The organism is Bacteroides parvus (assembly GCF_017309675.2).
In the GTDB taxonomy this organism is placed as follows: domain Bacteria; phylum Bacteroidota; class Bacteroidia; order Bacteroidales; family Bacteroidaceae; genus Bacteroides; species Bacteroides uniformis.
On record NZ_CP084680.1, the window covers coordinates 184,787 to 210,833 of the forward strand.

The following is a 26,047-nucleotide window of genomic DNA, read 5'->3' on the forward strand; positions in this document are numbered from 1 at the left end:
GTTGGACAGTGCTTGTGAGAAAGGTTTTTCTTTACGCCATGATGCTTTCGGAATGAGAGAGTATTACGGCCAGTGGGAACGGAATTATGTAAAGCCTTGGATTATGAAGCGTCCGGTATTGCTGGAAGGTGGCTGGATTGTAAGCAAACACCCTTACCACAATGACCCGAGCGGTTACAAAACAGCCAAAGAAGTTCGTATAGGAGAATTTGAAGACGGCCAGGAAGCTCATGTCAATATGATGGATTTCCGTGTAGGAGACGAAACCATGAGTTGGTTCCGTGATGCCTATCCTCTGGTTGAGCGTTTCATCTCCGAAGGAGGTTATCGTTTGTATCCCGATTCCATTGTGGTTCCCAAAGAGATAAAGAACGGGACAAGAATAAGAATAGCACATCGTTGGAACAATTTAGGCTGGGGATACTGTCCTACCAATATACCACAATGGAATCAGAAATACAAAGTAGCCTTTGCCTTATTGAATCAAGACAATCAGATAGCCTACTCCTATCTGGACAGCAATACCGATTTGTCGGTCTGGATTAAAGACCATCCCACTTCTTATGAGTTTACTCCTAAAATCAAGGGAGTCAAGAAAGGCAACTATACTTGGGCAGTGGCTTTGGTAGATACGACCAAAGGCAATGGTAGTAATGTAAAAGGACTGAATATCTCTGCCAAAGGTACTTACACAAACTCCGGTTGGCTGAAACTGGCAGAAGTAACTATAAAGTAAATACATTAAAAACACACAAAGGTATGATGAAAAGAAACGACTTTCATGTTTCAAGATTATCGGCAAGGCTCCTCCTGCTGCTTGCCCTGCTGCTTGCCTCCCCCGGAGGATTGCAGGCAAAAGCAACTGACGCAGACACTCTTAGAGTGCTGGCCATAGGCAACAGTTTCTCACAAGATGCAGTGGAACAATATCTGCACGAACTGGGAAAGTCCGAAGGTTATATCATGATTATCGGCAACATGTATATCGGAGGATGTTCATTGGAACGGCATGTAAAAAATATACGCAACAATACACCGGCCTACGCCTACCGCAAAGTAGACAAAAATGGGGAAAGGGTAGAAATCCGAGAAATGACCATTGAGAAAGCCCTTGCCGACGAACCATGGGACTATGTAAGCCTGCAACAAGCAAGTCCGGTATCAGGCATTTACGAAACATACAAAGCGTCCCTCCCTGAACTGGTGGATTATGTCAAACCACGGGTCAGTAAAAAGACAGTTTTAATGATGCATCAAACTTGGGCCTATGCCGGCAACAGCACTCATTCGGGATTCAAGAACTACAATTCAAGTCAGATGAAAATGTACACCGATATTGTCAATGCCGTTAAGGAAGCAGCCGGATTGGTGGGCATCAAAAAAATCATCCCCTCCGGCACTGCCATCCAGAATGCCCGCACCACCTTTATAGGCGACCACATGAATAGGGATGGCTATCATCTGGACCTGAAAATAGGCAGATATACCGCCGCTTGTACCTGGTTCGAAGCTTTGACCGGCCAAAATGTCATAGGAGCCCCCTACTCCCCAAAAGGCATGAACTATGACGAGAAGGAAGTAGCCCAGACAGCAGCACACGCAGCCATACTTTGTCCGGACAAGGTCACCTATCTGGTCGACCTGAAGCAGCCGGCCGCCAAAGCCAATTACAATGAAGTGAATGTTCCCGAATACACCTTGCCTGATGCGTTGACACTGGAAAACGGAAAACCGGTAACAACAGCAGAACAATGGACGAAGAAACGCCGTCCCGAACTATTGCGACTCTTTGAAACAGAGATGTTCGGTAAGGCTCCCAAACATCCTAAGGACATGCATTTCGAAGTATTGACGGAAGACAGCCATGCACTTGGAGGACTGGCTACTCGAAAAGAAGTCAATGTCTATCTTACAAAGGACAACAAAAAGTATTTCACCATACTCATGTACATTCCCAACCAACGTGCGGGAACCGTACCGTTGTTCTTCGGACTCAACTTCAAAGGTAACCACACCATCAGCACCGACCCCGGCATATCATATCCTACACTTGAAAAACAAAAAGAGTTCAGATGGAGGAAGCTCCCCGAAAGAGGTATCGCCTCGGCACGCTGGCCCATAGAAACGATTATGAAGAACGGCTATGCGCTTGCCACTATTTACCGGGGAGACATCGATCCTGATTTCGATGACGCCTTTAAAAACGGAGTTCATCCTTTGTTCTACAAAAAGGGACAACGCCGCCCTGCCGATAACGAATGGGGAACCATTGCAGCATGGGCATGGGCCATGAGTTGTGCCATGGACTATTTTGAGACGGACAAAGAGATAGATGCATCCAAAGTGGCTGTCTTCGGTCATTCCCGACATGGCAAAGCTGCATTATGGGCCGGTGCTACAGATCCACGTTTCTCCCTAATCATTTCCAACTGTTCCGGTTGCGGAGGTGCAGCGCTCTCCCGCCGTGCCTTTGGCGAAACAGTCCGTGCCGTCAACCGGCAATTCACGCATTGGTTCTGCCGCAACTTCTGGAAATACAATGATAAGGAGGAAAATTTACCGTTCGACCAACACGAGCTCATTGCCCTGCAAGCTCCCCGTCCGGTCTACATAGCCAGTGCAACCGAAGACCGCTGGGCCGACCCCAAAGGCGAATTCCTATCCGGAGTATATGCCACTCCCGTATATGAGCTTTTTGGCAAGAAAGGATTAGAGTCTACAGAGATGCCTGCTACAGATACCCCCGTCCGAGATGGAAGCATTGCCTACCATATCCGCACCGGAATCCATGACATTACGGTTTATGATTGGGAACAATACATCTGGTTCGCTGATAAATGGTTCAAAGGCAAATAAGAAACTTCCCCTTCAGGACATTCGGAGAGATATGAGTCACCAGGAATAAAGAAATGAGCGCCCGGACAGGATAACGAAACCCAGCATACAATAGTCCGGGACTTTGTTTCCTTTACATAGGGACTTAGTCATACACTCTTGCAGATAGAACACTGACATGAGAAAACTTTAAAAAACATGAATCCGACGAATCAACAGAGCGTCTGAATTCGTCGGACTCACGTTAAATAATCTGAGTTCTATATAAAAATCAGCGCTTTAACAACTCATCTCTTTTGTTGCAACCCCTTCAGCAAGTGGTCCACCGCCGCTTTCAGCTGTGCATCTTCTCCCTTCAAAACAGCTTCCGGCTCATTATAAACCAAGATGTCCGGCTGTAAAGTCCGGTTCTCCAGATAGTTACCCTGCATATCCACACAACCTACCTGCGGAATACCGAATACAATACTTGGATCAATCTGGCTTTCCCACCAGACAGCAGTCATGGTTCCTGCCACTGGAGCACCTATCAGCTTACCGATACCCAACGTCTTGTACACAAAAGGAGTACCGTGGGCATTGCTGTAATTATCCTCGCAAACCAACATACACGAAGGTTTCAGCCATCTATCAAAAGGATCGCTGCCGATGTACTGGCCGCGCGGCACAAAGCGTTCATACTCCTTGCCGCTAAGTAACGTCGCTACTTGTTCGTGCAGCCATCCGCCTCCGTTATGGCGGGTATCCACCACAACAGCCTCTTTCTTACGACTGCTTTCGCTCAACAAATCGGAGTAAATCTTACGGAAGCTCGGACTATCCATACCTTTGATGTGAATATAAGCAATGCGCCCACCGGAATATTCATCCACCTTCTTGCGACAGTTTTCCACCCAGCGCTTATACAACAGCTCATTCTGGGCACCGTAAGATATGGGCTTCAAGGTTTCTTCAAACCGCTTTCCGGTAACAGGATTATAGACCGAGAGAATCACCTTGCGGCCTGCCTTACCTTCGAGTAACGGGAAATAATCAGCGCCAGCCTTAATGGCAACACCATCCACTTTCTCGATAATACAGCCCGGCTTGACATCCGTCTTTTTCTTCGTCAATGGACTCTGAGCTATAATTTCTTTAATCTTCAGTCCATCGCCCGCATAAGCTTCATCATAGAACACTCCCAAAGCTGCCGTAGGAAGTGCTGCGCCCGAAGCATAATAACGCGCTCCCGTATGAGAACCGTTCAATTCACCCAGCATCTCACTCAGCATTTCCACAAAATCGTAGTTATTGTTGATATAAGGCAAGAAGCGCTTATAAGTTTCTTTGTATCCATTCCAGTCCGTACCTTGCAAGTCTGCCACATAGAACTTATCATTTACCTGCTGCCAGATGTGGTCGAAGATATATTCACGCTCACCGTAAGGACGGTAATCGAAGAAAGCCTCAAATTCAATTGGAGAAATCTTGCTGCCTTCAATCTCTATCTTCTTCATTCCGTCGCGGGCACAAAGGAAGATATTCTTCCCTTCCTTGTCAGGCTGCAAAGCGCCTGCACCTACTTTCTTCAAAAGAACTTTTGTAACATTCTCTTTCAGATTGTGCTCCCAAAGATCGTACCCATCCTCAAAAACAGACAGATAATAGAGTTTATCCCCTTTAGCAGAAAGCATGGCATCTGCCATATGCGAGGAATTAACGGTCAGGCGTACAATACGGTCAAAGCGGTTTGCGAGATCGAACTTCAACGGCTCTACCTTTTTCTCCTTATCTTTGTCGGCATCCTCTTTTTTCTTCTTGGCATCCTTTTCGTCTTTCTTCCCGGCTTTTTCCTTCTCTGCCTTCTCCACTTCCTCAAGCAAAGTGGTTTCTTCCTTGTTCATCAAGAAACGGTCGTATGCTTCAGCATCAAAGAACATGATATAAGTATCGTCTTCGGCTCCCCAACTGCCGTGGCTGCGATACCCCGCACGGTCACTGGTCCAAATCATGGCTTTTCCGTCCAATACCCATTTGGCATTGCCATCGTTGTATCCGCTTTCGGTCAGGTTCACCATTTCACCCTTACCATCGGCATTCAGCAGCACAACATCTTTGTTGTTCCATCCACCTACACCGATATAGTCCGAAAGAATCCATTTGCTGTCCGGACTCCACTGGAACCACTGGTCACCGTCCGAATAAGAGTATTGGTACTTGCCATCCATAACGGTACGCACAGCCTTCGTCTTCAGATTGATGACACGGATGGCGCTACGGTTTTCGAGAAAAGCAATCTCTTTACCGTCGGGGCTGTATTGGGGTTGGAAAGAAGCGGCATCCGAGTTTGTCAGGCGTTCTTCCTTCAGCTCTGTGGCATAGGTAAACAGCTTCTCGTCCTTACGCACAATCGTCGAAGTGTAAAGTTGCCAAAGCCCGCCGCGTTCGGAAGCATAAACCAGTGTCCGCCCATCGGGGGCAAAGTCTACGGTACGTTCCTGACAAGGAGTATTCGTTATCTGCTTCGTAGTCTTATATTCCACTGAAGTGACGTAGACATCGCCGCGCAAAACGAAAGCCACTTCCTTACCATCCGGAGACACTGCCATTTCCGTGGCGCCACTACTCTTAATCTGGCGGATAATATCCTTGTCGTTTCTGTCGGAAACAATGCAGATGTTCACCTTTTGCGCTTCTCCACTGGGAAGCAGGGTATAAATCTCACCATCAAATCCATAGCACAACCTTCCGTCCGTAGCGGCACTGAGATAACGTACCGGATTTTTGGTATAGTGCGTCAACTGCACGGCCTTCGCATCTCCGGGAGTACGTCGGTAGATATTGAAAGAGCCGTTTTCCTCACTCAGATAGTAGAATGTTTTTCCATCAGGAGCCCAAACCGGTTCACGGTCTTCTCCTCCGAAAGTAGTCAGTTGGCGGTACTGCGGTTCTTTTCCCGGAGTATACATCCAGATGTCCCGGGCAATGGGCGATACGTGATGTTTACGCCAGTAGTCCTCGTAACCTTTCTTATCCTGATACAACATCGCTCCCTCCTTATTGATGGAGATGCACTCCATAGGCATGGACGAAATCATCGTCGGACGCCCTCCCTCCACTGATACTCGATAGACCTGGTTGAACTGCCCGTTAGAGGGAAAGACAACAGCCTCAGCAGACGGCATGATGCCTGCAGAGAACAGGATATGTCCGGCATCTGTAAAAGCAAGCGGTGTTTCGCTTCCCGAGTGGGTAGTCAGCCGTCGTGGTTCGCCTCCGTCTTTGGACACAATGTAGACGTCCAGGCTTCCCATACGGTCCGAAGCAAAAGCAACCTGCTTACTGTCCGGACTCCATACCGGATCCGTATCATATGCAGGATTGGTAGTTATCTGCATGGCACGTCCACCGGTAACCGGCACCGTATAAATATCTCCCTTATACGTAAAAGCAATGGTGGTCCCATCGGGAGAGATAACACTATGACGCATCCAGAGCGGAGCATCTTGCGCAAAAGTAAAACCTGCCAGGCAAGCGGCAGCAATACCTAATAGTAGTTTTTTCATAATGATTCTTTTTGGGGGATAAAAAAAGCCTCACGTCTTTTCCTTGTCAGAAAAAGTCCGTGAGGCTTGCTTATTTCTCTTTAAGTTACCCTCAATTAGAGAGCTCCTACTTCCTTCAAAGCAGCATTTGTCTTGTGAACGGCAGCAGCGCTGGCAGCAAATTTAGCTTTTTCGTCAGCAGTCAGTTCCAGTTCAACGATTTTCTCGATACCGTTCTTGCCAAGGATTACGGGAACACCGATACAGATGTCTGATTCACCGTATTCTCCTTCCAGATATACTGAACAAGGAATCATCTTCTTCTGGTTGTGGATGATAGACTCAACTACATAAGCGCCTGCCGCACCCGGAGCATACCATGCAGAAGTACCCAGCAACTTAGTCAGTGTAGCACCGCCTACCATGGTAGAAGCTACTACTTCGTTCAGTTTTTCTTCGCTCAGCAGTGTGCTTACCGGCTGTCCTTTGTAAGTAGCCAGACGAGCCAACGGAATCATGGTAGTATCACCGTGACCACCGATAACCATGCCTTCTACTTCGTTGGCGTTGCAGCCCAAAGCCTGAGACAAGAAATATTTGAAACGAGAGCTGTCCAAAGCACCACCCATACCGATGATACGGTTCTTCGGCAAGCCCAAAGACTTCAATGACAGATAGGTCATGGTATCCATCGGATTAGAAATAACCACGAGGATAGCATTCGGAGAATATTTCAAGATGTTCTGTGCAACCGACTTAACGATACCTGCATTAACACCGATCAATTCTTCACGAGTCATACCCGGCTTACGGGGAATACCGGAAGTAATCACTACAACGTCGGAGTTGGCAGTCTTCTCATAATCGTTGGTACAACCTACAACAGTGGTGTCGAAGCCCAGCAGTTGAGCAGTCTGCATCATATCCATTGCCTTACCTTCTGAAACGCCTTCTTTCACGTCCAGCATTACCACTTCGTCAGCCACTTCATTAAAGGCCAACACATTAGCGCATGTAGCACCTACGTTACCTGCACCTACTACGGTTACTTTTGACATAATTTCTAAAGTTTTTTGTTTATAAGTATTCTTTAAAGATGATACAAAAGTACAGCGAACTTCGTAATTAGAGAAATATTTCCGTAATAATTTTAGTTAAATACACATTTAGCCAACGATTAGTGGACGATGATTAATGATTAATGATTAATTTTGCGGACGATTAGTGAACGTAAGACGAATAATCAGTCACCAACCATTAATCACTTAACCATTAATCATTATCAAAAATGGCAGTTAAGAAGAATACACTTCTCATCGTGGCAGGCAGCCTCCTTATCTTATTATTAATAGGAGTTACCATTCTGCTGATTTCCGAAAAGCAAACCAACAAGGAACTGGTGATGGAATTCAATCTGGATAAAGAAGACCTTGAAAATCAATACACAGACTTCGCCAGACAATATGACGAACTGAAGCTGACCGTCTCCAACGACTCCCTCTCCGTACTTTTGGAGCAGGAACAACTGAAGACCCAACGTTTATTGGAAGAACTCCGCACCGTGAAGAGCAGCAATGCCACCGAGATACGCCGTCTGAAGAAGGAACTGGCCTCTCTCCGCAAAGTCATGATAGGCTATATCAACCAGATTGACTCGCTGAACCGCCTGACTGCCCAACAGAAGGAAATCATAGCCGATGTCACCCAAAAGTACAACGCCGCTTCCCGGCAAATCAGCAACTTGTCCGAAGAAAAGAAGAACCTGACCAAGACAGTGACGCTTGCCGCACAACTGGACGCCACCAACATCTCTGTGCAGCCCACCAACAAACGCGGCAAGACTGCCAAGAAAGTGAAAGACATCGTGAAGTTCAAAATAAACTTCTCCATCGTGAAAAACATCACTGCAGAAACCGGCGAACGCACCCTCTACATCCGCATCACCAAACCGGACAATGACGTGCTGACCAAAAGTCCCTCAAACACCTTCCCATACGAGAACCGGGAACTGGTATATTCCATCAAGAAGTATATAGAATACAACGGAGAAGAGCAAACCGTCACCGTATATTGGGATGTAGAAGAATACCTCTATGCAGGTACCTACCGCGTAGACATTTTTACTGACGGCACCCTTATCGGTTCACAATCATTCAACTTGAATTAATACATTTTTCAGACAAGTAAGAACAAAAGAGCATAAAACATGCGGCATACTACTGATTTCGTAACGCTGCAAAATGTGTTCTTTTGTTCTTATGCCTAAAAAAATTTCTAAATTATTTTGCAATATCATTGAAAGCCTATACATTTGCATCGTTGTTTATGCAATTATTGTTGTTGTATAAGTAACCGATTCATCACCTTAATTAATGTATAGCCCAATGAAAAAGTTCTTCTGTTTCATCTGTTTGGCATACCTGTCCTTCCCCGTGAAGGCCCAGGAAGCATTGAGCTTGGATAGTTGCCGTGCATTGGCAATTTCCAACAACAAAGAACTGCTGATAAGCCAAGAAAAAATCAACGCTGCACATTATCAAAAAAAGGCGGCATTCACCAATTACCTTCCCAACATTTCGGCCACCGGTGGATATATGCGCAGCCAAAAAGAGTTGTCTATCCTCAGTGATGCCCAAAAAGGGGCCTTGTCCGGATTGGGTACAAACCTCAGCGGCCCCTTGCAACAAGCCGCCCAAGTCATAGCGCAGCTTCATCCTGAAATAGCGGGGAAACTGCCGGCTTTAGGACAAAGCCTGGTAGGTGCCCTCGACGGTGCAGGCCAATCCTTGGTTGACGCCTTTCGTACAGACACCCGCAACATGTATGCGGGCGCACTGACCTTGACCCAACCCCTATATATGGGCGGCAAGATACGTGCCTACAATAAAATCACCAAATACGCCGAAGAGCTGGCCCGCCAGCAGCACAACACCGGTATGCAGGAAGTAATCCTGAGTACAGACCAGGCATATTGGCAGGTAGTATCCCTTGCCCATAAAAAGAAGCTGGCAGAAGGTTATCTGAAACTACTGCAGAAACTCGACAGCGACGTCGACAAAATGATTGCCCAAGGCGTTGCCACCAAAGCAGACGGACTCTCCATCAAAGTAAAAGTGAATGAAGCCGAAATGACTCTGACCAAAGTAACCGATGGCTTGAGCCTTGCCCGGATGCTGCTGTGCCAACTGTGTGGTCTTGACCTTTCCACTCCTATCATGCTCGCAGACGAACAGAAGGAAGACCTGGCCCCCACAACTCTGAAAAACGGTGCCATCGACATCAACAACGTTTATGCCACTCGCCCCGAAGTACGCAGCCTGGAACTTGCCACACGGATTTACAAGCAAAAAGTAAATGTCACCCGTTCGGAATATCTTCCTTCCATAGCACTAATGGGCAGCTATATGGCAACCAACCCTTCCGTCTTCAATAGTTTTGAGAAGAAGTTCAAAGGAATGTGGAACGTGGGTGTCATGGTATCGGTACCCATCTGGCACTGGGGCGAAGGCATCTATAAAGTAAAAGCAGCCAAATCGGAAGCACGCATCGCCCAATACCAGTTGGATGACGCCAAAGAAAAGATAGAGCTGCAGGTCAACCAGTCTGCTTTCCAAGTGAACGAAGCTGCCAAAAAACTGACCATGGCCGAAAAGAACCTGGAAAAAGCCAACGAGAACCTGAGATACGCCACACTCGGCTTTGAGGAAGGCGTTATACCCGCCAGCAATGTGCTCGAAGCGCATACCGCATGGCTTTCTGCTCAATCGGAAAAGATAGACGCACAGATTGACGTAAAACTGACGGAAATCTATCTGAGAAAGGCAACGGGGGAATTGACAATTGATAATTGATCGTTTCTTCAATCATAAATTGTAAATAGTAAATAATATGTTAGATACAAAATCACAAAACAGCAACATGTTGTTGGCATTCCTCACACTGACGGGAGTTATTGCCATCGTTGCCCTTGTAGGTTTCTTCATGTTGCGTAAAGGGCCGGAGATTGTGCAAGGACAAGCAGAAGTAACGGAGTATCGAGTATCGAGCAAAGTGCCGGGACGTATTCTGGAATTTCGTGTAAAAGAGGGACAAAGCGTACAAGCCGGAGACACCCTTGCCATTTTGGAGGCTCCGGACGTGCAGGCCAAACTGGAACAAGCACGCGCCGCCGAATCGGCAGCCCAGGCCCAGAACGAAAAAGCTTTGAAAGGCGCCCGTCGGGAACAGATACAAGCTGCCTATGAAATGTGGCAAAAGGCACTGGCCGGACTGGAGATTGCCGAAAAATCCTACACGCGTGTGAAGAACCTGCACGACCAAGGCGTGATGTCTGCACAAAAGCTTGACGAAGTTACCGCCCAACGCAATGCAGCCCAGGCTACAGAGAAAGCCGCCAAAGCCCAGTATGATATGGCCAAGAACGGTGCGGAACGCGAGGACAAAGCCGCTGCCGCTGCCTTGGTGGAACGTGCTAAAGGAGCTGTGGCCGAAGTTGAATCGTACATCAAGGAAACTTACCTGATTGCACAGACTGCCGGTGAGGTATCCGAGATATTCCCCAAAGTAGGCGAGCTTGTGGGCACGGGTGCTCCCATTATGAACATCGCTATTCTGGATGACATGTGGGTAACCTTCAATGTACGCGAGGACTTGCTGCAAGGGTTGGGTATGAATACCGAATTCGAAGCGTTCATCCCTGCCCTCGATAGGAATATCCGCCTGAAAGTGTACTACATGAAAGACCTCGGCACATATGCCGCTTGGAAAGCGACCAAGACTACCGGCCAGTTCGACCTGAAAACATTCGAAGTAAAAGCCGCTCCGCAAGAGAAGGTGGAAGGACTGCGTCCGGGAATGAGTGTGATATTGGAGAAATAAAAGGAGTTATGAGTTATTGGGGAGGATGATGGAAAGAGATAAGAAACATACGGCTTTGTGGAATGTAGCAAGACGCGAATGCCGCCGTCTTGTTTCCCGCCCGCTCTATCTGTTCTGTATGGTGATAGCACCGTTGTTCTGCTACATATTCTTCACCACGTTGATGGACTCCGGGCTTCCTACGGACATGCCCGTAGGTGTGGTAGACCAGGACATGAGTGCCACTTCACGCCAGCTGATACGTAACTTGGACGCTTTTGAGCAGACAGCCGTCGTGGCTCGCTATCCCAATATCAACGAAGCCCGCACCGCCATGCAGCGCGGAGAGATTTACGGCTTCTTCTATATACCCGAAGGCACCTCCGCCAAGGCGCAGGCGCAACGGCAGCCCAAACTCTCGTTCTACACCAACAACACACTACTCATTGCCGGCTCACTGCTCTTCAAAGATATGAAGATGATGAGCGAACTGGCATCGGGAGCCGCCGCCCGCACCGCCCTCTATGCCAAAGGCGCTACCGAGGAGCAAGCGATGGCCTTCCTCCAGCCCATCGTCATAGATACGCATCCACTCAATAACCCGTGGCTGAACTACTCCGTATATCTGTGCAACACCTTTGCACCGGGTGTACTGATGCTGCTTATCTTCATGGTGACCGTCTATTCCATCGGAGTTGAGATAAAAGACCGCACAGCCCGCGAATGGCTGCGCATGGGCAACAACTCCATCTGGATTTCCCTTACCGGCAAACTGCTGCCGCATACCGCCATCTTCTTCCTGATGGGAATATTATATAATGTATACCTCTACGGTTTCCTCCATTTTCCCTGCAACAGCGGCATCCTGCCGATGCTGCTTGCCACCCTTTGCCTGGTGCTGGCATCGCAAGGCATGGGAATATTGATGATAGGAACCCTGCCTACCCTGCGTCTGGGACTCAGTTTCGCTTCCCTATGGGGCGTACTCTCTTTCTCCATGTGCGGATTGTCATTCCCCGCCATGGGCATGCACCCCGTATTGCAGGCATTGGCAAATCTGTTCCCCCTGCGCCACTATTTCCTGATTTATGTGGACCAGGCACTGAATGGATACCCCATGATTTACTCGTGGGTCAACTACGTAGCGCTGCTTATTTTCATGATGCTCCCGTTCCTTATAGCCCATAGGCTGAAAGGAGCGTTGGTTTACTATAAATACATGCCCTAATGAAAGACCTGACGTTCAGACAGAAAATGATACAAGGCATTCATGACTTGTTCTATATATGGAAACGGGAATTCGGTACAACCTTCCGCGACCAGGGCGTGCTCATCTTCTTCGTGCTCGTTCCGTTGGTCTATCCGTTGATATATGCTTTCATCTATACCAACGAAACCATCCACGAAGTGCCCACTGTCGTGGTGGATGACTCACGCTCCTCGTTGAGCCGCGAATACCTGCGGAAAGTGGACTCCAGTCCCGAAGTGAGCCTCGTGAGCTACTGCGCCGATATGGAAGAAGCCAAACTGATGTTGAAAGACCGCAGGGCATACGGCATTATCTACATCCCCTCCAGCTTCAGCGACGACATTGTACGCGGTAAGCAGACGCAGGTCAGTATCTTCTGCGACATGAGCGGACTGCTGTATTACAAAGCCTTGCTGACCGCCAACACCAACGTGTCGCTCGCCATGAACGCAGACATCAAAGTGGAGCGAAGCGCCAATACCACCGACCGCCAGGACAAGATTACCGCCTACCCGATAGAGTATGAGGATGTCGCCCTCTATAATCCGACCAACGGATTTGCCGCTTTCCTGATTCCGGCAGTATTGGTATTGATTATCCAGCAAACGCTGCTACTCGGCATCGGCTTGTCTGCCGGGACGGCACGCGAACAGAACCGCTTCCGCGACCTGGTGCCTATCAACCGCCACTACAACGGCACACTACGCATTGTGATGGGAAAAGGGCTGAGCTACTTCATGGTATATTCACTGGTATCGGTATATATACTGTGTGTGGTTCCATGGCTTTTCAGCCTCAACCAAATAGCGATACCCGGTGTCCTGACTCTGTTCACCCTGCCCTACCTGGCCGCTTGTATTTTCTTTGCCATGACAGCATCCATTGCCATCCGCAACCGCGAAACGTGCATGCTGCTGTTCGTGTTCACCTCAGTGCCGCTGCTGTTCCTCTCCGGCATTTCGTGGCCGGGAGCCGCCATGCCTGCTTTCTGGAAGTACTTCTCGTACATCTTCCCTTCTACCTTCGGCATCAACGGCTACGTACGCATCAACAGTATGGGAGCCACACTCAATGAAGTCTCTTTCGAGTATCAGGCACTATGGATACAAACGGGCTTCTACTTCATCACCACGTGTCTGGTATATCGCTGGCAGATATTGCAGAGCAGGAAACATGTAATTGAAGAGTATAAGAAGCATAAGAGTATAGAAGCGTAACACATCGTTCCAAGCCTACGAAACAAAGTGTTCACATACGTTTGAACACTTTGTTTCAGTGTATCAGAACAATTTGTTCCAATATATAAAAACAGTTTGTTCGCCATATTGAAACAGTCTGTTCCCTTATAGGAAACAGACTGTTTTGTTAAAGGAAACAAATAGTTGCCCTACAGCATCGGCAAGGCAGCAAACAGACAAACGGGGCTGTAATACCTAATTACGGTCGCATGTGTTTCTCTAATATTGGGTAAAGTATCTCAGCATACCTCATAAAGCCCAAATCGGTAAAATGAATGCCGTCTACCGTAGCCTCCCCGTCGTGGCCAATAATGTCACGGGAAGAAAGGAAATAGATGTTTTTCTCTCCACGTTGCTTCAAAGAACGAAAAAAGGCATTCAATGTCTCATTCTTGTCCTTCACCTCCTTGGCAATCCTGGTGTCAAAAGGAGAGTGGGTAAAGAGAGGGTCTTCCACGAAAAGAACAGGCGTATCGGGATGCTTGCTGCGAATAATGGTATAGAATTTATCGGCACGCTCTCTCATTTGCTCCACGGTAGCATTGGGCACAAAGTCGAGGACAAACATAGAAGCGTCCACACCGGCTATGACATCGGCAATCTCCAGGTCGAGCAAGGCATTGCCGCTAAAGCCCAGATTGATACACTCACGATTGAGCCAACGTTCCAGAATATTGGTATGTGCCATGCCGGGACGGGAAGCGCAGCCTCCCTGCAAGATGCTGGTACCATAGAATACTACCGGCTTCTCACGTTTCGGCAAGTCCACTGCCGGTGGAGTGATGGCAGATAGGGAATCCACTCCGATGGAAAGCGAGGTAACCCCGTCATATAAAGAAAGGTACAAAAGGTATTCGCGCTCCTCGGGCAACATATTGCTTACGATAGTCGCCTTGCTGACCTTGCCCTGCGGACGACCGCTACCGGCAAATATCCATTTGCCGTCTTGCAGGCAGTAGAGGTCGAGGCCTTTAATACCGGTAGGCGTCATGTGGTTCATACTCATATTGTTCCTTACTTCCCATTTGGCGGAAATGCTTGTAGAGTTGGAACGGAAGCGCACGGCAAGTCCGGCACTGTTGCGGCCCAAGTCCCACAAAGGCTTGCGGGAGATGTTCTGCAGAGAGTCCGGCAGACGCTCATAGCGGGTAAGGGTAGATTCTGTTGCTTTGCCCAAAAGGGGGAAGGCGGAAGCATCATGATAGACAGTCTGTGCATCGGCAACAGCAGCCAACAACAAGCCCATCAGAAGAATTCTGGTTTTCATATGACAAGATATTAAGTGTTAAGTATCAGACGGCAAAGATACAAGGTTTCTTTGAAAAACGAAGAAATGGAAGCATTTTACATCAATTAACTCCCACATGCTTGTTTCTTTACGAAACATTCGTATTTTCGCAAAAAACAATTCATATGAAACACATCCATTTCCTCTTAGCAGGCTTCCTACTGTGCATCTGCTGTACCCTGCAAGCCAAAAACCGTGTGATTGACCAACCACCGTTCATCGTAAGAAACACGACTTCCATCGAAGTGAGCAAAGTAGTCATCAGTGACACGGCAACCGTGCTCCACATCTATGCCAAGTATCGTCCCAAGTACTGGATACAGATTGCACCCGACAGCTACCTGACAGACAATAACGGAGAAACCTACCAACTGCGTTCCGGCATAGGCATCACACCAGGCAAGGAATTTTGGATGCCCGAATCGGGCGAAGCGGAATTCCAACTGGTCTTTCCTCCCCTATCCGACAATGCTACCTCCTTCGACTTCACCGAAGGCGAAAAGGTGGAAAACGGATTCAGCATCTGGGGAATACAGCTGAAAAGCAAGAAACTGCCGGAATTGGCACTTCCCCAAAACGCCGTAGTGCACAAAACCGACCCTAATGCCGAACTTCCCGAACCGGTCATCCAATATGGAAAAGCCATGCTGAAAGGGAAACTCCTGGATTCACGCCCCAATATGGCAATGCCAATCAGTATTGCCGTGTGGGAGAATATCAAAGGAGACATCATGGACATACCACTCGACATCCAGCCTGACGGCAGTTTCACCAAAGAAATAACGTTGCCCGGCACTACCCCATGTACCATGTATCTGGGTAGAGAACATATGCTCCAGTTCTTCATGGAACCGGGCAAGACAACAGAAATATACGTCAATCTACGCGAAGCTTCCCGACGCAAGTCTAAATTCCACAGCAAGGGGAAAACCTATGGAGAAATGGTATACATCAACGGGCCTCTAGAAACCGTGGCACAAGAGTTGAACGGAAACCACCCCGACATCAACATGCAAGACAAGCTCTATCAAAACATAGCTGCACTGGCTGGCAAGGATATTGATGCAGCCAAAACATACGTACTCCAAATATCCGGCGAAACACAAGAAGCAATAGACAAGTTACCTTACAGTGTTTCTACCCGACAACTTCTGACCATCAATAACAAACTGACTACGAATGCCATGCTGTCTTCCGTTGCCAGCATCTTGACATCGGCTGCCCTACAAGCCAATCTCATCAAACGGGAGGAAGCAAACAACTACTATCAGGAACTTTCCCGGAAAGTGTCCTCCAACTACGTGTCCGACGAGGACATGAGCATATTGAATGTACCGCAGGCAGTCTTGTCCAACCAGTATGTACAAATGGCTCCAAGAAATGTAGAACGGAGCGAGGAACTGGCCAAAGCATGGGGAACAGATAAAGGCATCTTCTTCGATATAGCCCGTAATGTCACCCTCTACCGGGGTATCAAGAACTTCACCCCACTCACCGACGAGCAAAAGGCAACCGTTGCCGCCATGCCCGCCGCATACCGCGAAATGCTGACTGCTGCCAATGACGAGTTGCTTGCACAGCTCGAAGCCAACAAGAAAAAGACGGGTTACACCATCAACCAAGTGGATACCAACGTCAACAACGAAGAGTTGTTTACTTCCATCATCAGCAAATTCAAAGGAAAAGTATTGTTAGTAGATTTCTGGGCCACCTGGTGCGGTCCATGCCGTATGGCAAACAAGATGATGGTCCCCATGAAGGAGGAACTGAAAGGTAAGGACATTGTATATCTGTACATCACCGGTGAAACCTCCCCCTTGAAGACCTGGGAGAATATGATTCCCGACATCCACGGCGAACACTTCCGCCTGACAGATACCCAATGGAAATACCTCTCGGACGCATTCAAGATAGAAGGGGTACCGACTTATCTGATTGTAGACCGAGAAGGAAACACCACGTTCAGGCAAACTGGTTTCCCGGGAGTGGAAAAGATGAAGGAGGAATTATTGAAAGTTACTAAATGACAAACTGATAAAACAAAAAACAGCAGGGATAGGCCTGCTGTTTTTTGTTTTATCAGTATACCGTTATTACTTTTCAGCCCATTCCTTGGCTCCCTGCTCCTTCAGTTTAGCAGTGAATGCCTTTGCCTTCTCCATAGCAGCCGCTTCCTCTTCCGGACTTGCATACGCATGCTTGTAGCCTTTCACCACATTCCATTCACCACGGGTGAAATCGGGGAATGCCACAGCCGCACAACCGTTGTCCATGGAAAGTTCTCCCAGTTCTGCAAGGCAGCACCACTCAGCAAGGTCGTATACATCCATATCCAAAGGAAGACCGTTCTGCAGGCAATATACCAGACGGCTGTCCATCACGAAGTCCATGCCACCATGACCTCCTACTTCCTTCGCCATCTCACCGTACTTCTTCAAAATGGGATGCTGGTATTTCTCCACGAGTGCCTCCATCTCCGTTTCCGGTAGGAAACCGTGTGAATTCAAATCATCCACTTTGGGCTGAACGCCCGATGCACTCAGCTGGTCAGCGTCAAGCGCATACCCTTCTACCGGATATTTGTTGGCGAATCCCTTGGTTCCCGTAAGCTGATACAGACGGTTATAGGGTTGTGGCGTCATTACATTGTGCTGAATCTCAATCACCTTTCCATTGGCTGTACGAATCATGGTCGTGGTATGGTCACCGTTACGGAATTCCTTGCACTCCTCGCCGGTTCTTTTCTCTACCAACTCCTTGCCCACTACAGATTTGGTGTCCATGGCTACCAGCGTTTCCATACGGTCACCACGGTGAATATCCAGTGCTTGCGCCACCGGACCAAGGCCGTGAGTGGCATACACGTCACCGCGATGCTTCATGTTGTAGTCCAAACGCCAGCCCAACTTGTCATTTTCTCCATTCTTCCAGTAATAATCCCAAAACGGGCTCAAGTTATGTATATAAGCACCTTGTGCACGGATAACTTCACCGAATACGCCATGCTGCGCCATGTTCAGCGTATTCATCTCGAACCAGTCATAGCAACAGTTCTCCAAGATGAAGCAATGCTTGCGGGTAGACTCACTCAAGTTAATCAAATCCCAGCATTCCTGCAGGTTCATGGCCGAAGGCACTTCTATCGCTACATTCTTTCCGTTCTCCAGCGCACATTTGGCAACGGGGAAGTGATGCAGCCAGTCCGCAGCAATATAAACCAAGTCTATATCATCACGCTTGCAAAGTTCCTCGTATCCCTTGTCACCGGAATAGACGGCGGCTTTGGGCATGGATGCCTTCTTCAAGAGCTCCTGACATTTATCTGCACGGGCCTCTTCATAATCACAAAGAGCCACTACCTGCGTACCCGGAATATAAGTGAAACGCTCCACTGCTCCGGGACCACGCATCCCCAAACCAACAAAACCCACACGCACTGCCTCCAGCTTCGGAGTAGTCAGTCCCAATACACTCTTTTGTCCTTCCGGACGCTCGGGAGTCTTGACAACAATGGTACCATTTTGCCATTCCCATTGAGTTCCCTTCTCTGTGGTTTGCACAGTAGAAGTCTGGCTTGTGCATGCACCCAATACGAAGCACATTCCCAGCAACAACGATTTAACTGTTCCCATATTTCTGCTTTATTTAAGGTAAAAGAATTAATTGCAACAAAGATAGACAATCTTAACCAAAAGAAGATTATCAACAGCCATGTTCTTTTCAATCAGACAAAAGAATATACATACAGTAAACGCATTTAGATTAATTAACTCACTGTTTGATGCCAGTTTACGAAATATTCGTAGATTTGTATTGAATTCATTTAAATACTTTATCCATGGAAAAGTTAACGATACAAGAAGAAGAAGCAATGTTGTACATTTGGGAACTGGGCAGTTGCTTCGTAAAAGACATTGTTGCCAAATATCCCAAACCGGCGCCTCCCTACACAACAGTAGCATCTATTGTGAAAAACCTGGAGCGCAAGCAATATATCCGTGCCGCACGTGTAGGCAATACCTACCAGTATACCCCGCTTATACGCGAAAGCGAATACAAACGTACCTTTATGAGCGGTTTTGTGCGCAACTACTTTGAAAATTCTTATAAGGAAATGGTTTCGTTCTTCGCCAAAGACCAGAAGATTTCGGCCAATGACCTGAAAGACATTATAGATATGATAGAGAAAGGAAAGGAGTAAACATGTTAGCCTATTTTCTGAAAGTGAATGTAGCGATAGTACTGTTTTATGCATTCTATCGGCTGTTCTTCTACAAAGACACATTTTTCGGCTGGCGCAGAACCGCACTGCTTTGTTTCTTTGCCGTTTCCGCTGCCGTACCTTTGCTGAACATACAAACGTGGATTACGGAGCAGGAACCGATGGTGGCCATGGCAGATCTCTATGCCAGCGTTGTGCTACCGGAACTCACAGTAGGCACAGAAGTGGCTCCGACCGACTGGAAAAGCATCCTTTCAGAATATGCCAATATCGCCTATTGGGGAATAGTGGCATTGCTGATGATACGCCTCATCATGCAACTGGCAGGCATCATCCGCCTAACATGCCGATGCCGCAAGATACAAATAGGCAACACAAGTATACATCTACTTCCCAAAGCAGACGGGCCTTTCTCTTTTTTCCACTGGATTTTTATCCACCCGTCCTCGCATACGGAAGAGGAGTTCAACGAAATATTGACCCATGAGCAGACACATGCCCGGCAATGGCACTCCATTGATGTCATCATCAGTGAACTGGTGTGCATTTTCTGCTGGTGTAATCCATTTGCCTGGCTCATGAAACGGGAAATCCGTACCAATCTGGAATATATGGCCGACGCCCGCGTATTGGAAAACGGCTATGACTCCAAAACCTATCAATACCATTTGTTAGGATTGTCACATCAAAAGGCTGCAGTAACCATCTATAACAGTTTCAATGTTTTACCTCTAAAAAAACGCATCAAGATGATGAACAAAAAGAGAACCAAAGAAATAGGAAGAACCAAATATTTGATGTTCCTTCCTTTAGCGGCCTTACTTATGATTGTCAGCAATATCGAAACCGTAGCGCGTACCACAAAGAAGATTGCGGTGGAAGTCATAGAAGCTGTAGATCCCCAAACCGAACAACCGGCACCGGAAGTTCAAGACCCTCAAGTAGCTCCCCAACCGGAACAAGACACGAAAACCGTGACTTACAAAGGAAAGGTAGTGGACAAGGATGGAAAGCCAATACAAGGTGTGAAAATACTAAGTGTTCCTAATTCTACTCCTACCGAAGTCACTACCCAAGCCGATGGAAGTTTTGAATTCAAAGCCTCTCCCAAAGCAAAATTATTATTCTTATATCAAGACGGAAACAAAAAGAAAGGCATCTCTTTCACTGATGAAAGATTACCCAAAGAAAACAAAACGAATTGGACAATCGTTTACAATGAGAAATGGAATGAAGTCATGCAAAGCGACCCGGGAACTCCAGACAATCCGATTTTCGAGGTAGTAGAGCATATGCCCGAATTCACTGGTGGAGGTATGCCTGCACTGATGGAATACTTGAGCAAGAACATCAAATATCCGGAAGCAGCTATGAAGAAAGGTATACAAGGACGGGGTATCGTGCAATTTGTTGTGGAGAAGGATGGAAGTATTACCAATGTAAAAATACTGCGTGGCGTTGACCCTGAATTGGACAAAGAAGCCGTGCGCGTAGTCAGTGCCATGCCTAAATGGAAACCCGGTACACAACGCGGAGAAGCAGTACGCGTAAGATTTACGGTACCAGTAATGTTCCGATTGACAGAAGACAAGATCCCGGTGAAGTATGCTCCCATTGAAAACAAAATAAATGAACTGGTGGTAGTGGGTTATGCTCCGGAAGGTACAACGGTACCGGAGGAGGGAACCATTTTTGAAGTTGTAGAACAAATGCCCGAATATCCCGGCGGTATGCCCGCAATGATGGAATTCATCAGCAAAAACATCAAATATCCGGCAGCTGCACAGCAAGCTAAGATTCAGGGAAGAGTTACCATACAGTTTATCGTAAATACAGAGGGCAACATCATCAATCCCAGAGTTCTCCGCAGTGCCGACCCTCTGCTGGATGCCGAAGCAATCCGCCTGACTACCATTATGCCTAAGTGGAAGCCCGGCATGCAAAGAGGACAAGCTGTAAATGTAAAATATACAGTTCCCATCATGTTCCGTCTGCAAGAACCGGAAAAGAGTCCTGCTGTTCAGAACGCCACTGTTACTCCAACTAAATAAACTAATTCTCTCTCCAAACAAGTTTAAATGAAAAAGAAGCAGTTACCCGGCGACGGGCAATTGCTCCTTTTTCATAAAGGAAATATCCATGTTTATTTATGCACTTCCACAATCCGTGTCGGTGCCATTTCCATATTTCTGCGGTCTACCTGGCGGACTACGGCGGCAGCCAGTTGCAGGAACGCACGCCCGGTCACCGTATTCTCATCCAAAGCAACCGGAGTGCCCTTATCACCACTCTCACAGATGCTCTGTACAATAGGTATCTGCCCCAGCAACGGTACATTCATCTCTTCCGCCAACCTCTTGGCTCCTTCTTTACCGAAAATATAGTATTTATTCTCCGGCAGTTCGGCAGGTGTAAACCAAGCCATATTCTCTACCAAACCGAGAATAGGCACATTCACTTTGTCATTGGTGAACATATTGATGCCTTTGCGTGCATCTGCCAGCGCCACAGCCTGCGGCGTGCTGACAACGATAGCCCCCGTCAGCGCCAATGTCTGCACCACAGTCAAGTGAATGTCACTCGTTCCGGGAGGAAGGTCAATAAGGAAATAATCCAGTTCTCCCCAGTCGGCATCACCAATCAATTGCTTTAAAGCATTGCTTGCCATACCTCCGCGCCACAAGGTGGCCTGATCGGGATCGACAAAGAAACCGATGGAAAGCAGCTTGATACCATACTTCTCTATCGGAACAATTAAATCACGTCCACCAATGTTCTCCGCCACCGGACGGGCATCTTCCACTTGGAACATCTTAGGAACGGAAGGTCCGAAGATATCAGCATCCAGCAGACCCACCTTATAACCCAACTTTGCCAAAGACACGGCAAGGTTGGCAGCAACCGTGGACTTGCCTACCCCACCTTTTCCGGAAGACACTCCGATAACATTCTTCACCTGAGGTAATAGCTTACCCACTTCCGGACGTGCCGCCTGACGGCTTTCAGTCGTAATCACAACCTCCACCTCGGGAGAAACATACGTATGTACAGCCGTCTCGGCAGCTTTCACCATCGACTTCATGAAAGGATCGGTCGGTTTCTCAAATGTCAGCGAGAAGCTGACCTTCATCCCTTCAATCCGCATGTTATCGGCCACCATCTCAGCCTCAACAAGATTCTTTCCAGTGCCGGGATAACGCACTGTTGCCAATGCATCAAGGATTAATTTTGGATATAATGTCATTGTATTTACTATTTGACGATTTACTATTTACTATTTTTATGCGAATCAGCAGTAGTTTTAACCACTGATTCACATCATTTACTGGTTTGCAGTCCACTACGCTTGCTACGGTTATAACTGCGATACTCATCCAGCTCTATCTCCACATCCGGCTCCTGCAACTCACCCTCTTGCGGAAGATGGAACTTGATGTACTTGATATTCAAACCACGATCCAGCCATTGTTGTTCATAATAGGTCTTGATGCTGAGTATCTCATCAGCCATGCCGGAGTGATATAAGTCTTCCGTCATCACATCCACCGGCAACCGGTTTCTTTCAATCATGTACCGGGTATAGGTAAACATGAAGTTGCTGTCCGTCTTCAGATGAACGATACCGTCATTCTTCAGGAACTTGCGGTAGCGCTCCATGAAATAAGTGGAAGTAAGCCTTTTGGTAGCCTTCTTCATCTGCGGGTCCGAGAAAGTAAGCCAGATCTCACTCACTTCATCCGAAGCAAAAAAACGGTCGATGATTTCGATATTCGTACGCAGAAAGGCCACATTCTTCATGCCCGATTGCAGCGACTCGGTAGCTCCCGTCCACATACGGGCTCCCTTTATATCCACTCCGATGAAGTTCTTGTCGGGAAACATGCGTCCCAATCCGACAGTATATTCTCCCCTACCACAGCCCAGTTCCAGGACAATAGGATGGTCATTTTTGAAAAACTGCCCGTGCCAATTTCCTTTCATGTCAAACGGCACATTATCTACCGCGGAATACGGATACTCGAAAACATGCGGATAACTCGCCATATCGGCAAACTTCTCTAACTTGTTTTTTCCCATTTAAGAAGTATTGAAACATAAAACATATTATTTTAAGCACGGATTGCACGGATTTTCACGGTTTCTCTTAAATCTATCCGTGTTTTCCGCGCAATCCGTGCCTAAAAGTATAAAAACAAAGTCCCGGCAAGTCTTATACGATAGACATTACCGTATTATTCAACGATCGTTACCCAACCATGAGTATCTGGCTCGTCACCATACTGGATGGCACGCAGCTTGTTGTAAAGCTTCGTACATACCGGTCCCGGTTTTCCATCTTTGGAAATAACGTATGACTTGCCGTTCTCTACGTCGTCAATACGTTCGATGGGGCTGATAACGGCAGCTGTACCGCAGGCACCCGCTTCCTCGAAAGTCAGCAATTCTTCTTCAGGAACCGGACGACGCTCTACCTTCATACCCATATCCTCTGCCAGCTGCATCAGGCTCTTGTTGGTGATGGAGGGCAAGATGGAAGTAGATTTCGGAGTGATATACGTATTGTCCTTGATACCAAAGAAGTTGGCAGCACCACATTCGTCCATGTATTTCTTTTCCTTGGCATCCAGATAGAACTCGCAGGCATAACCCAAATCGTGCGCTTTCTTGTTGGCACGCAAACTGGCTGCATAGTTACCACCTACTTTATAAGTACCGGTACCCAATGGAGCAGCACGGTCGAATTCGCGGATAATGACATACGGATTGGTTGAGAATCCACCCTTAAAGTAAGGACCTACCGGGGTCACGAACACCACAAACAGATATTCGCTGGCAGGATGTACGCCTACTTGTGCACCGGTACCCACCAGCAACGGACGGATATACAGAGAAGCACCCGATTCATAAGGCGGAATGAAACGCTCGTTCAGCTTCACCACCTTCAGAATAGCTTCTTTGAAACGCTCTGTAGAAAGTTCCGGCATCAAGATGCCACGGCAAGTGGATTGCAGGCGGGCTGCATTCTCTTCCAAACGGAAGATACGCACTTTACCGTCTTTGCCACGGAAAGCCTTCAAACCCTCAAACGCTTCCTGACCGTAGTGCAAACAAGTGGCAGCCATATGCATAGGAATGGTTTCCTCACTGCAAACTTCCAGTTCGCCCCATTGTTCGTTACGATAGTAAATTCTCACATTGTAATCTGTCTTCATGTATCCGAACGGCAGATTAGCCCAATCAAGTTCTTTCATATCTCAAAGTATTAGTTACTTCTATTACGTACATTTTGCAACAAAAATAGCTTTTATTCTTCAGATTCCCGCTTCTCCGACAGTAATTTTTCAATTTCCTTATCAGCTTTGGTCAATTTATCGCTGCAAAATGCTATAATTCCATTTGCTTCCTTTATTTTTTCAGCAAGCACATCTATCTCCAGTTCATTGTTGTCTATCTGGCTGACAATTTTCTCCAAACGTGCCATGGCTTCGGAGTAGGTTTCTTTTTTCTTGGACACCATATTATTTACGATTTGACGGTTTACGATTTACGATTGAGGTTACTTCTCCTTTTTGGAGCAGGGTGGTGATTTCATCTCCTTCATTCAGCAAGCCGACATTTTTCACAACCTTCCCGTCTTTCAACGTGATGCTGTAACCGCGGGCAAGCAGCTTTTCCGGTGAAACATCCACCAAGCGCTGCTGCAACAATTCCAGACGGTGGCGATGGCGGGACAAATAGGAAGTGACAGCTTGCACTACATCTTTCCGCGCAGTCAGTAAAGCTATTTTTGCATCGGATATGCAACGGTATGAAGCAGAAGGAATCCGGTTCTTGCAAACAGACAACTTGCGCTGTTCCTGCTGCAACAGATTCCTGACCCCCTCATGCAAGCGGGAAACAAGCATTTCCAGTTCATCGGCGGCATTGTTCATGAGGTCTATCAAGAACTCGGCGGCGGCCGTAGGGGTCTTTACACGGGTATGTGCCACAGAATCCAGCACCGTGTCGTCCCGCTCGTGACCGATACCCGTTATGATAGGTAACGGAAACTGTGCACAAGCAGCAGCAAGCAGATAGGTATCGAAACCGGACAAGTCGGACGTGGCGCCTCCACCGCGAATAATGGCAACCACATCAAACTCGGACAAGCGTGCATTCACCCGGTCGAGAGCAGAAAGGACAGACTCCTCTACACGGTCACCCTGCATCAAGGCAGGAAACAGCTCCGTATAAAAGTAGAACCCCCGGGAATTGTTTTCCAGCTGATGACAGAAGTCACCATAGCCCGCCGCCGTCGGTGAAGATATGACGGCAATACGTTGCGGCAGGCGGGGTATATCCAGTTCTTTATTAAGAGTGAGGACTCCCTCCTCCTCAAGCTGCCTCAATATTTCCCTGCGGCGACGCGCCATATCGCCCAACGTATAGGTGGGATCTATGTCCTGCACTGTCAAACTATATCCATAAAGTTCGTGGAAACTGACAGTGACCTGAACCAGCACTTTGATGCCCGAAACAAATGCCTGCCCCGTAGCCTCCTCAAAATAGGGCTTCAGCAACCGAAACACATTTGCCCAGATGGTGCCTCTCGCCTTAGCTACCAGACTATTGCTACGGGGATCTTTCTGCACAAATTCCAGATAGCAATGCCCTGTACTGTTGGTACGCACATCGCTCAACTCTGCCTGCACCCAAAACTCATCGGGGAGACACTGCTCCAGACTACGGCGCACAAGGGCATTCAACTCTTGTAAAGACAAGGCTTCCATACAGCTATCATTCAACCAGTTATAACTTTATAAAATTTTATCCGTAATAAAGCGGTACTTTATT

18 protein-coding genes are annotated in these 26,047 nt (G+C 47.5%); 9 read left to right on the forward strand and 9 right to left on the reverse strand.

Going from position 1 to position 26,047, the window contains the following annotated elements; translation table 11 throughout:
• The first annotated feature begins 762 nt into the window (after positions 1-762).
• Entirely contained in the window at positions 763-2,856 is a 2,094-nt protein-coding gene (locus JXR92_RS17605; protein WP_138345029.1) for a DUF4886 domain-containing protein, read from the forward strand.
• A 266-nt stretch (positions 2,857-3,122) separates the two neighbouring features.
• On the opposite strand, the gene JXR92_RS00800 is transcribed toward JXR92_RS17605, so the two are convergent.
• The gene (locus JXR92_RS00800; RefSeq protein ID WP_138344922.1) at positions 3,123-6,380 is read right to left on the reverse strand and encodes a S41 family peptidase; all 3,258 of its coding nucleotides are present in this window, start codon (positions 6,378-6,380) and stop codon (positions 3,123-3,125) included.
• 95 nt (positions 6,381-6,475) lie between these two features.
• Positions 6,476-7,417, reverse strand: a complete 942-nt coding sequence (gene mdh / locus JXR92_RS00805; protein WP_005829779.1) for a malate dehydrogenase — start codon at positions 7,415-7,417, stop codon at positions 6,476-6,478.
• Between the two features lie 230 nt (positions 7,418-7,647).
• On the opposite strand from mdh, the gene JXR92_RS00810 reads away from it, so the two are divergent.
• The 5 genes from JXR92_RS00810 to JXR92_RS00830 all read left to right on the forward strand — a co-directional run bounded on the left by JXR92_RS00810 (position 7,648) and on the right by JXR92_RS00830 (position 13,682).
• Entirely contained in the window at positions 7,648-8,526 is an 879-nt protein-coding gene (locus tag JXR92_RS00810) for a hypothetical protein (protein WP_138344919.1), read from the forward strand.
• 217 nt (positions 8,527-8,743) lie between these two features.
• On the forward strand, positions 8,744-10,210 hold the full coding sequence (locus tag JXR92_RS00815) for a TolC family protein (RefSeq protein ID WP_117974254.1): 1,467 nt from the start codon (positions 8,744-8,746) through the stop codon (positions 10,208-10,210).
• Positions 10,211-10,247: 37 nt separating this feature from the next.
• Entirely contained in the window at positions 10,248-11,237 is a 990-nt protein-coding gene (locus tag JXR92_RS00820) for an HlyD family secretion protein (protein WP_131225440.1), read from the forward strand.
• Between the two features lie 28 nt (positions 11,238-11,265).
• Complete coding sequence (locus JXR92_RS00825; protein ID WP_119961270.1) at positions 11,266-12,444, forward strand: ABC transporter permease; 1,179 nt, start codon at positions 11,266-11,268, stop codon at positions 12,442-12,444.
• Positions 12,444-13,682, forward strand: coding sequence for an ABC transporter permease (locus tag JXR92_RS00830; RefSeq protein ID WP_117965187.1), 1,239 nt, complete (start codon positions 12,444-12,446; stop codon positions 13,680-13,682). Before JXR92_RS00825 ends, JXR92_RS00830 begins: the two co-directional genes overlap by 1 nt.
• Positions 13,683-13,902: 220 nt before the next feature.
• On the opposite strand, the gene JXR92_RS00835 is transcribed toward JXR92_RS00830, so the two are convergent.
• Positions 13,903-14,970, reverse strand: coding sequence for an SGNH/GDSL hydrolase family protein (locus tag JXR92_RS00835; protein WP_119961224.1), 1,068 nt, complete (start codon positions 14,968-14,970; stop codon positions 13,903-13,905).
• Positions 14,971-15,116: 146 nt separating this feature from the next.
• Between JXR92_RS00835 and JXR92_RS00840 the strand changes: the two genes are divergently transcribed.
• Positions 15,117-17,018, forward strand: coding sequence for a TlpA family protein disulfide reductase (locus tag JXR92_RS00840; RefSeq protein ID WP_138344917.1), 1,902 nt, complete (start codon positions 15,117-15,119; stop codon positions 17,016-17,018).
• A 66-nt stretch (positions 17,019-17,084) separates the two neighbouring features.
• Here the strand turns inward: JXR92_RS00840 and JXR92_RS00845 are convergent, their stop codons facing one another.
• Complete coding sequence (locus JXR92_RS00845; RefSeq protein WP_119961226.1) at positions 17,085-18,623, reverse strand: Gfo/Idh/MocA family protein; 1,539 nt, start codon at positions 18,621-18,623, stop codon at positions 17,085-17,087.
• 206 nt (positions 18,624-18,829) lie between these two features.
• Between JXR92_RS00845 and JXR92_RS00850 the strand changes: the two genes are divergently transcribed.
• The gene (locus tag JXR92_RS00850) at positions 18,830-19,192 is read left to right on the forward strand and encodes a BlaI/MecI/CopY family transcriptional regulator (protein ID WP_005829755.1); all 363 of its coding nucleotides are present in this window, start codon (positions 18,830-18,832) and stop codon (positions 19,190-19,192) included.
• A gap of 320 nt (positions 19,193-19,512) precedes the next feature.
• Positions 19,513-21,264, forward strand: a complete 1,752-nt coding sequence (locus tag JXR92_RS00855; RefSeq protein WP_431190421.1) for a TonB family protein — start codon at positions 19,513-19,515, stop codon at positions 21,262-21,264.
• 92 nt (positions 21,265-21,356) lie between these two features.
• Here the strand turns inward: JXR92_RS00855 and JXR92_RS00860 are convergent, their stop codons facing one another.
• The 5 genes from JXR92_RS00860 to xseA all read right to left on the reverse strand — a co-directional run bounded on the left by JXR92_RS00860 (position 21,357) and on the right by xseA (position 25,983).
• Positions 21,357-22,457, reverse strand: a complete 1,101-nt coding sequence (locus JXR92_RS00860; RefSeq protein WP_117600807.1) for an Mrp/NBP35 family ATP-binding protein — start codon at positions 22,455-22,457, stop codon at positions 21,357-21,359.
• 74 nt (positions 22,458-22,531) lie between these two features.
• Complete coding sequence (trmB, locus tag JXR92_RS00865; RefSeq protein WP_117600806.1) at positions 22,532-23,290, reverse strand: tRNA (guanosine(46)-N7)-methyltransferase TrmB; 759 nt, start codon at positions 23,288-23,290, stop codon at positions 22,532-22,534.
• Positions 23,291-23,445: 155 nt separating this feature from the next.
• Positions 23,446-24,465, reverse strand: a complete 1,020-nt coding sequence (locus JXR92_RS00870; RefSeq protein ID WP_016273137.1) for a branched-chain amino acid aminotransferase — start codon at positions 24,463-24,465, stop codon at positions 23,446-23,448.
• A 53-nt stretch (positions 24,466-24,518) separates the two neighbouring features.
• Positions 24,519-24,731, reverse strand: coding sequence for an exodeoxyribonuclease VII small subunit (gene xseB, locus JXR92_RS00875; RefSeq protein ID WP_117600805.1), 213 nt, complete (start codon positions 24,729-24,731; stop codon positions 24,519-24,521).
• A 1-nt stretch (position 24,732) separates the two neighbouring features.
• Positions 24,733-25,983: an exodeoxyribonuclease VII large subunit gene (xseA, locus tag JXR92_RS00880; protein WP_117600804.1), complete on the reverse strand. Its 1,251-nt coding sequence runs from the start codon at positions 25,981-25,983 to the stop codon at positions 24,733-24,735.
• Positions 25,984-26,047 lie beyond the last annotated feature (64 nt).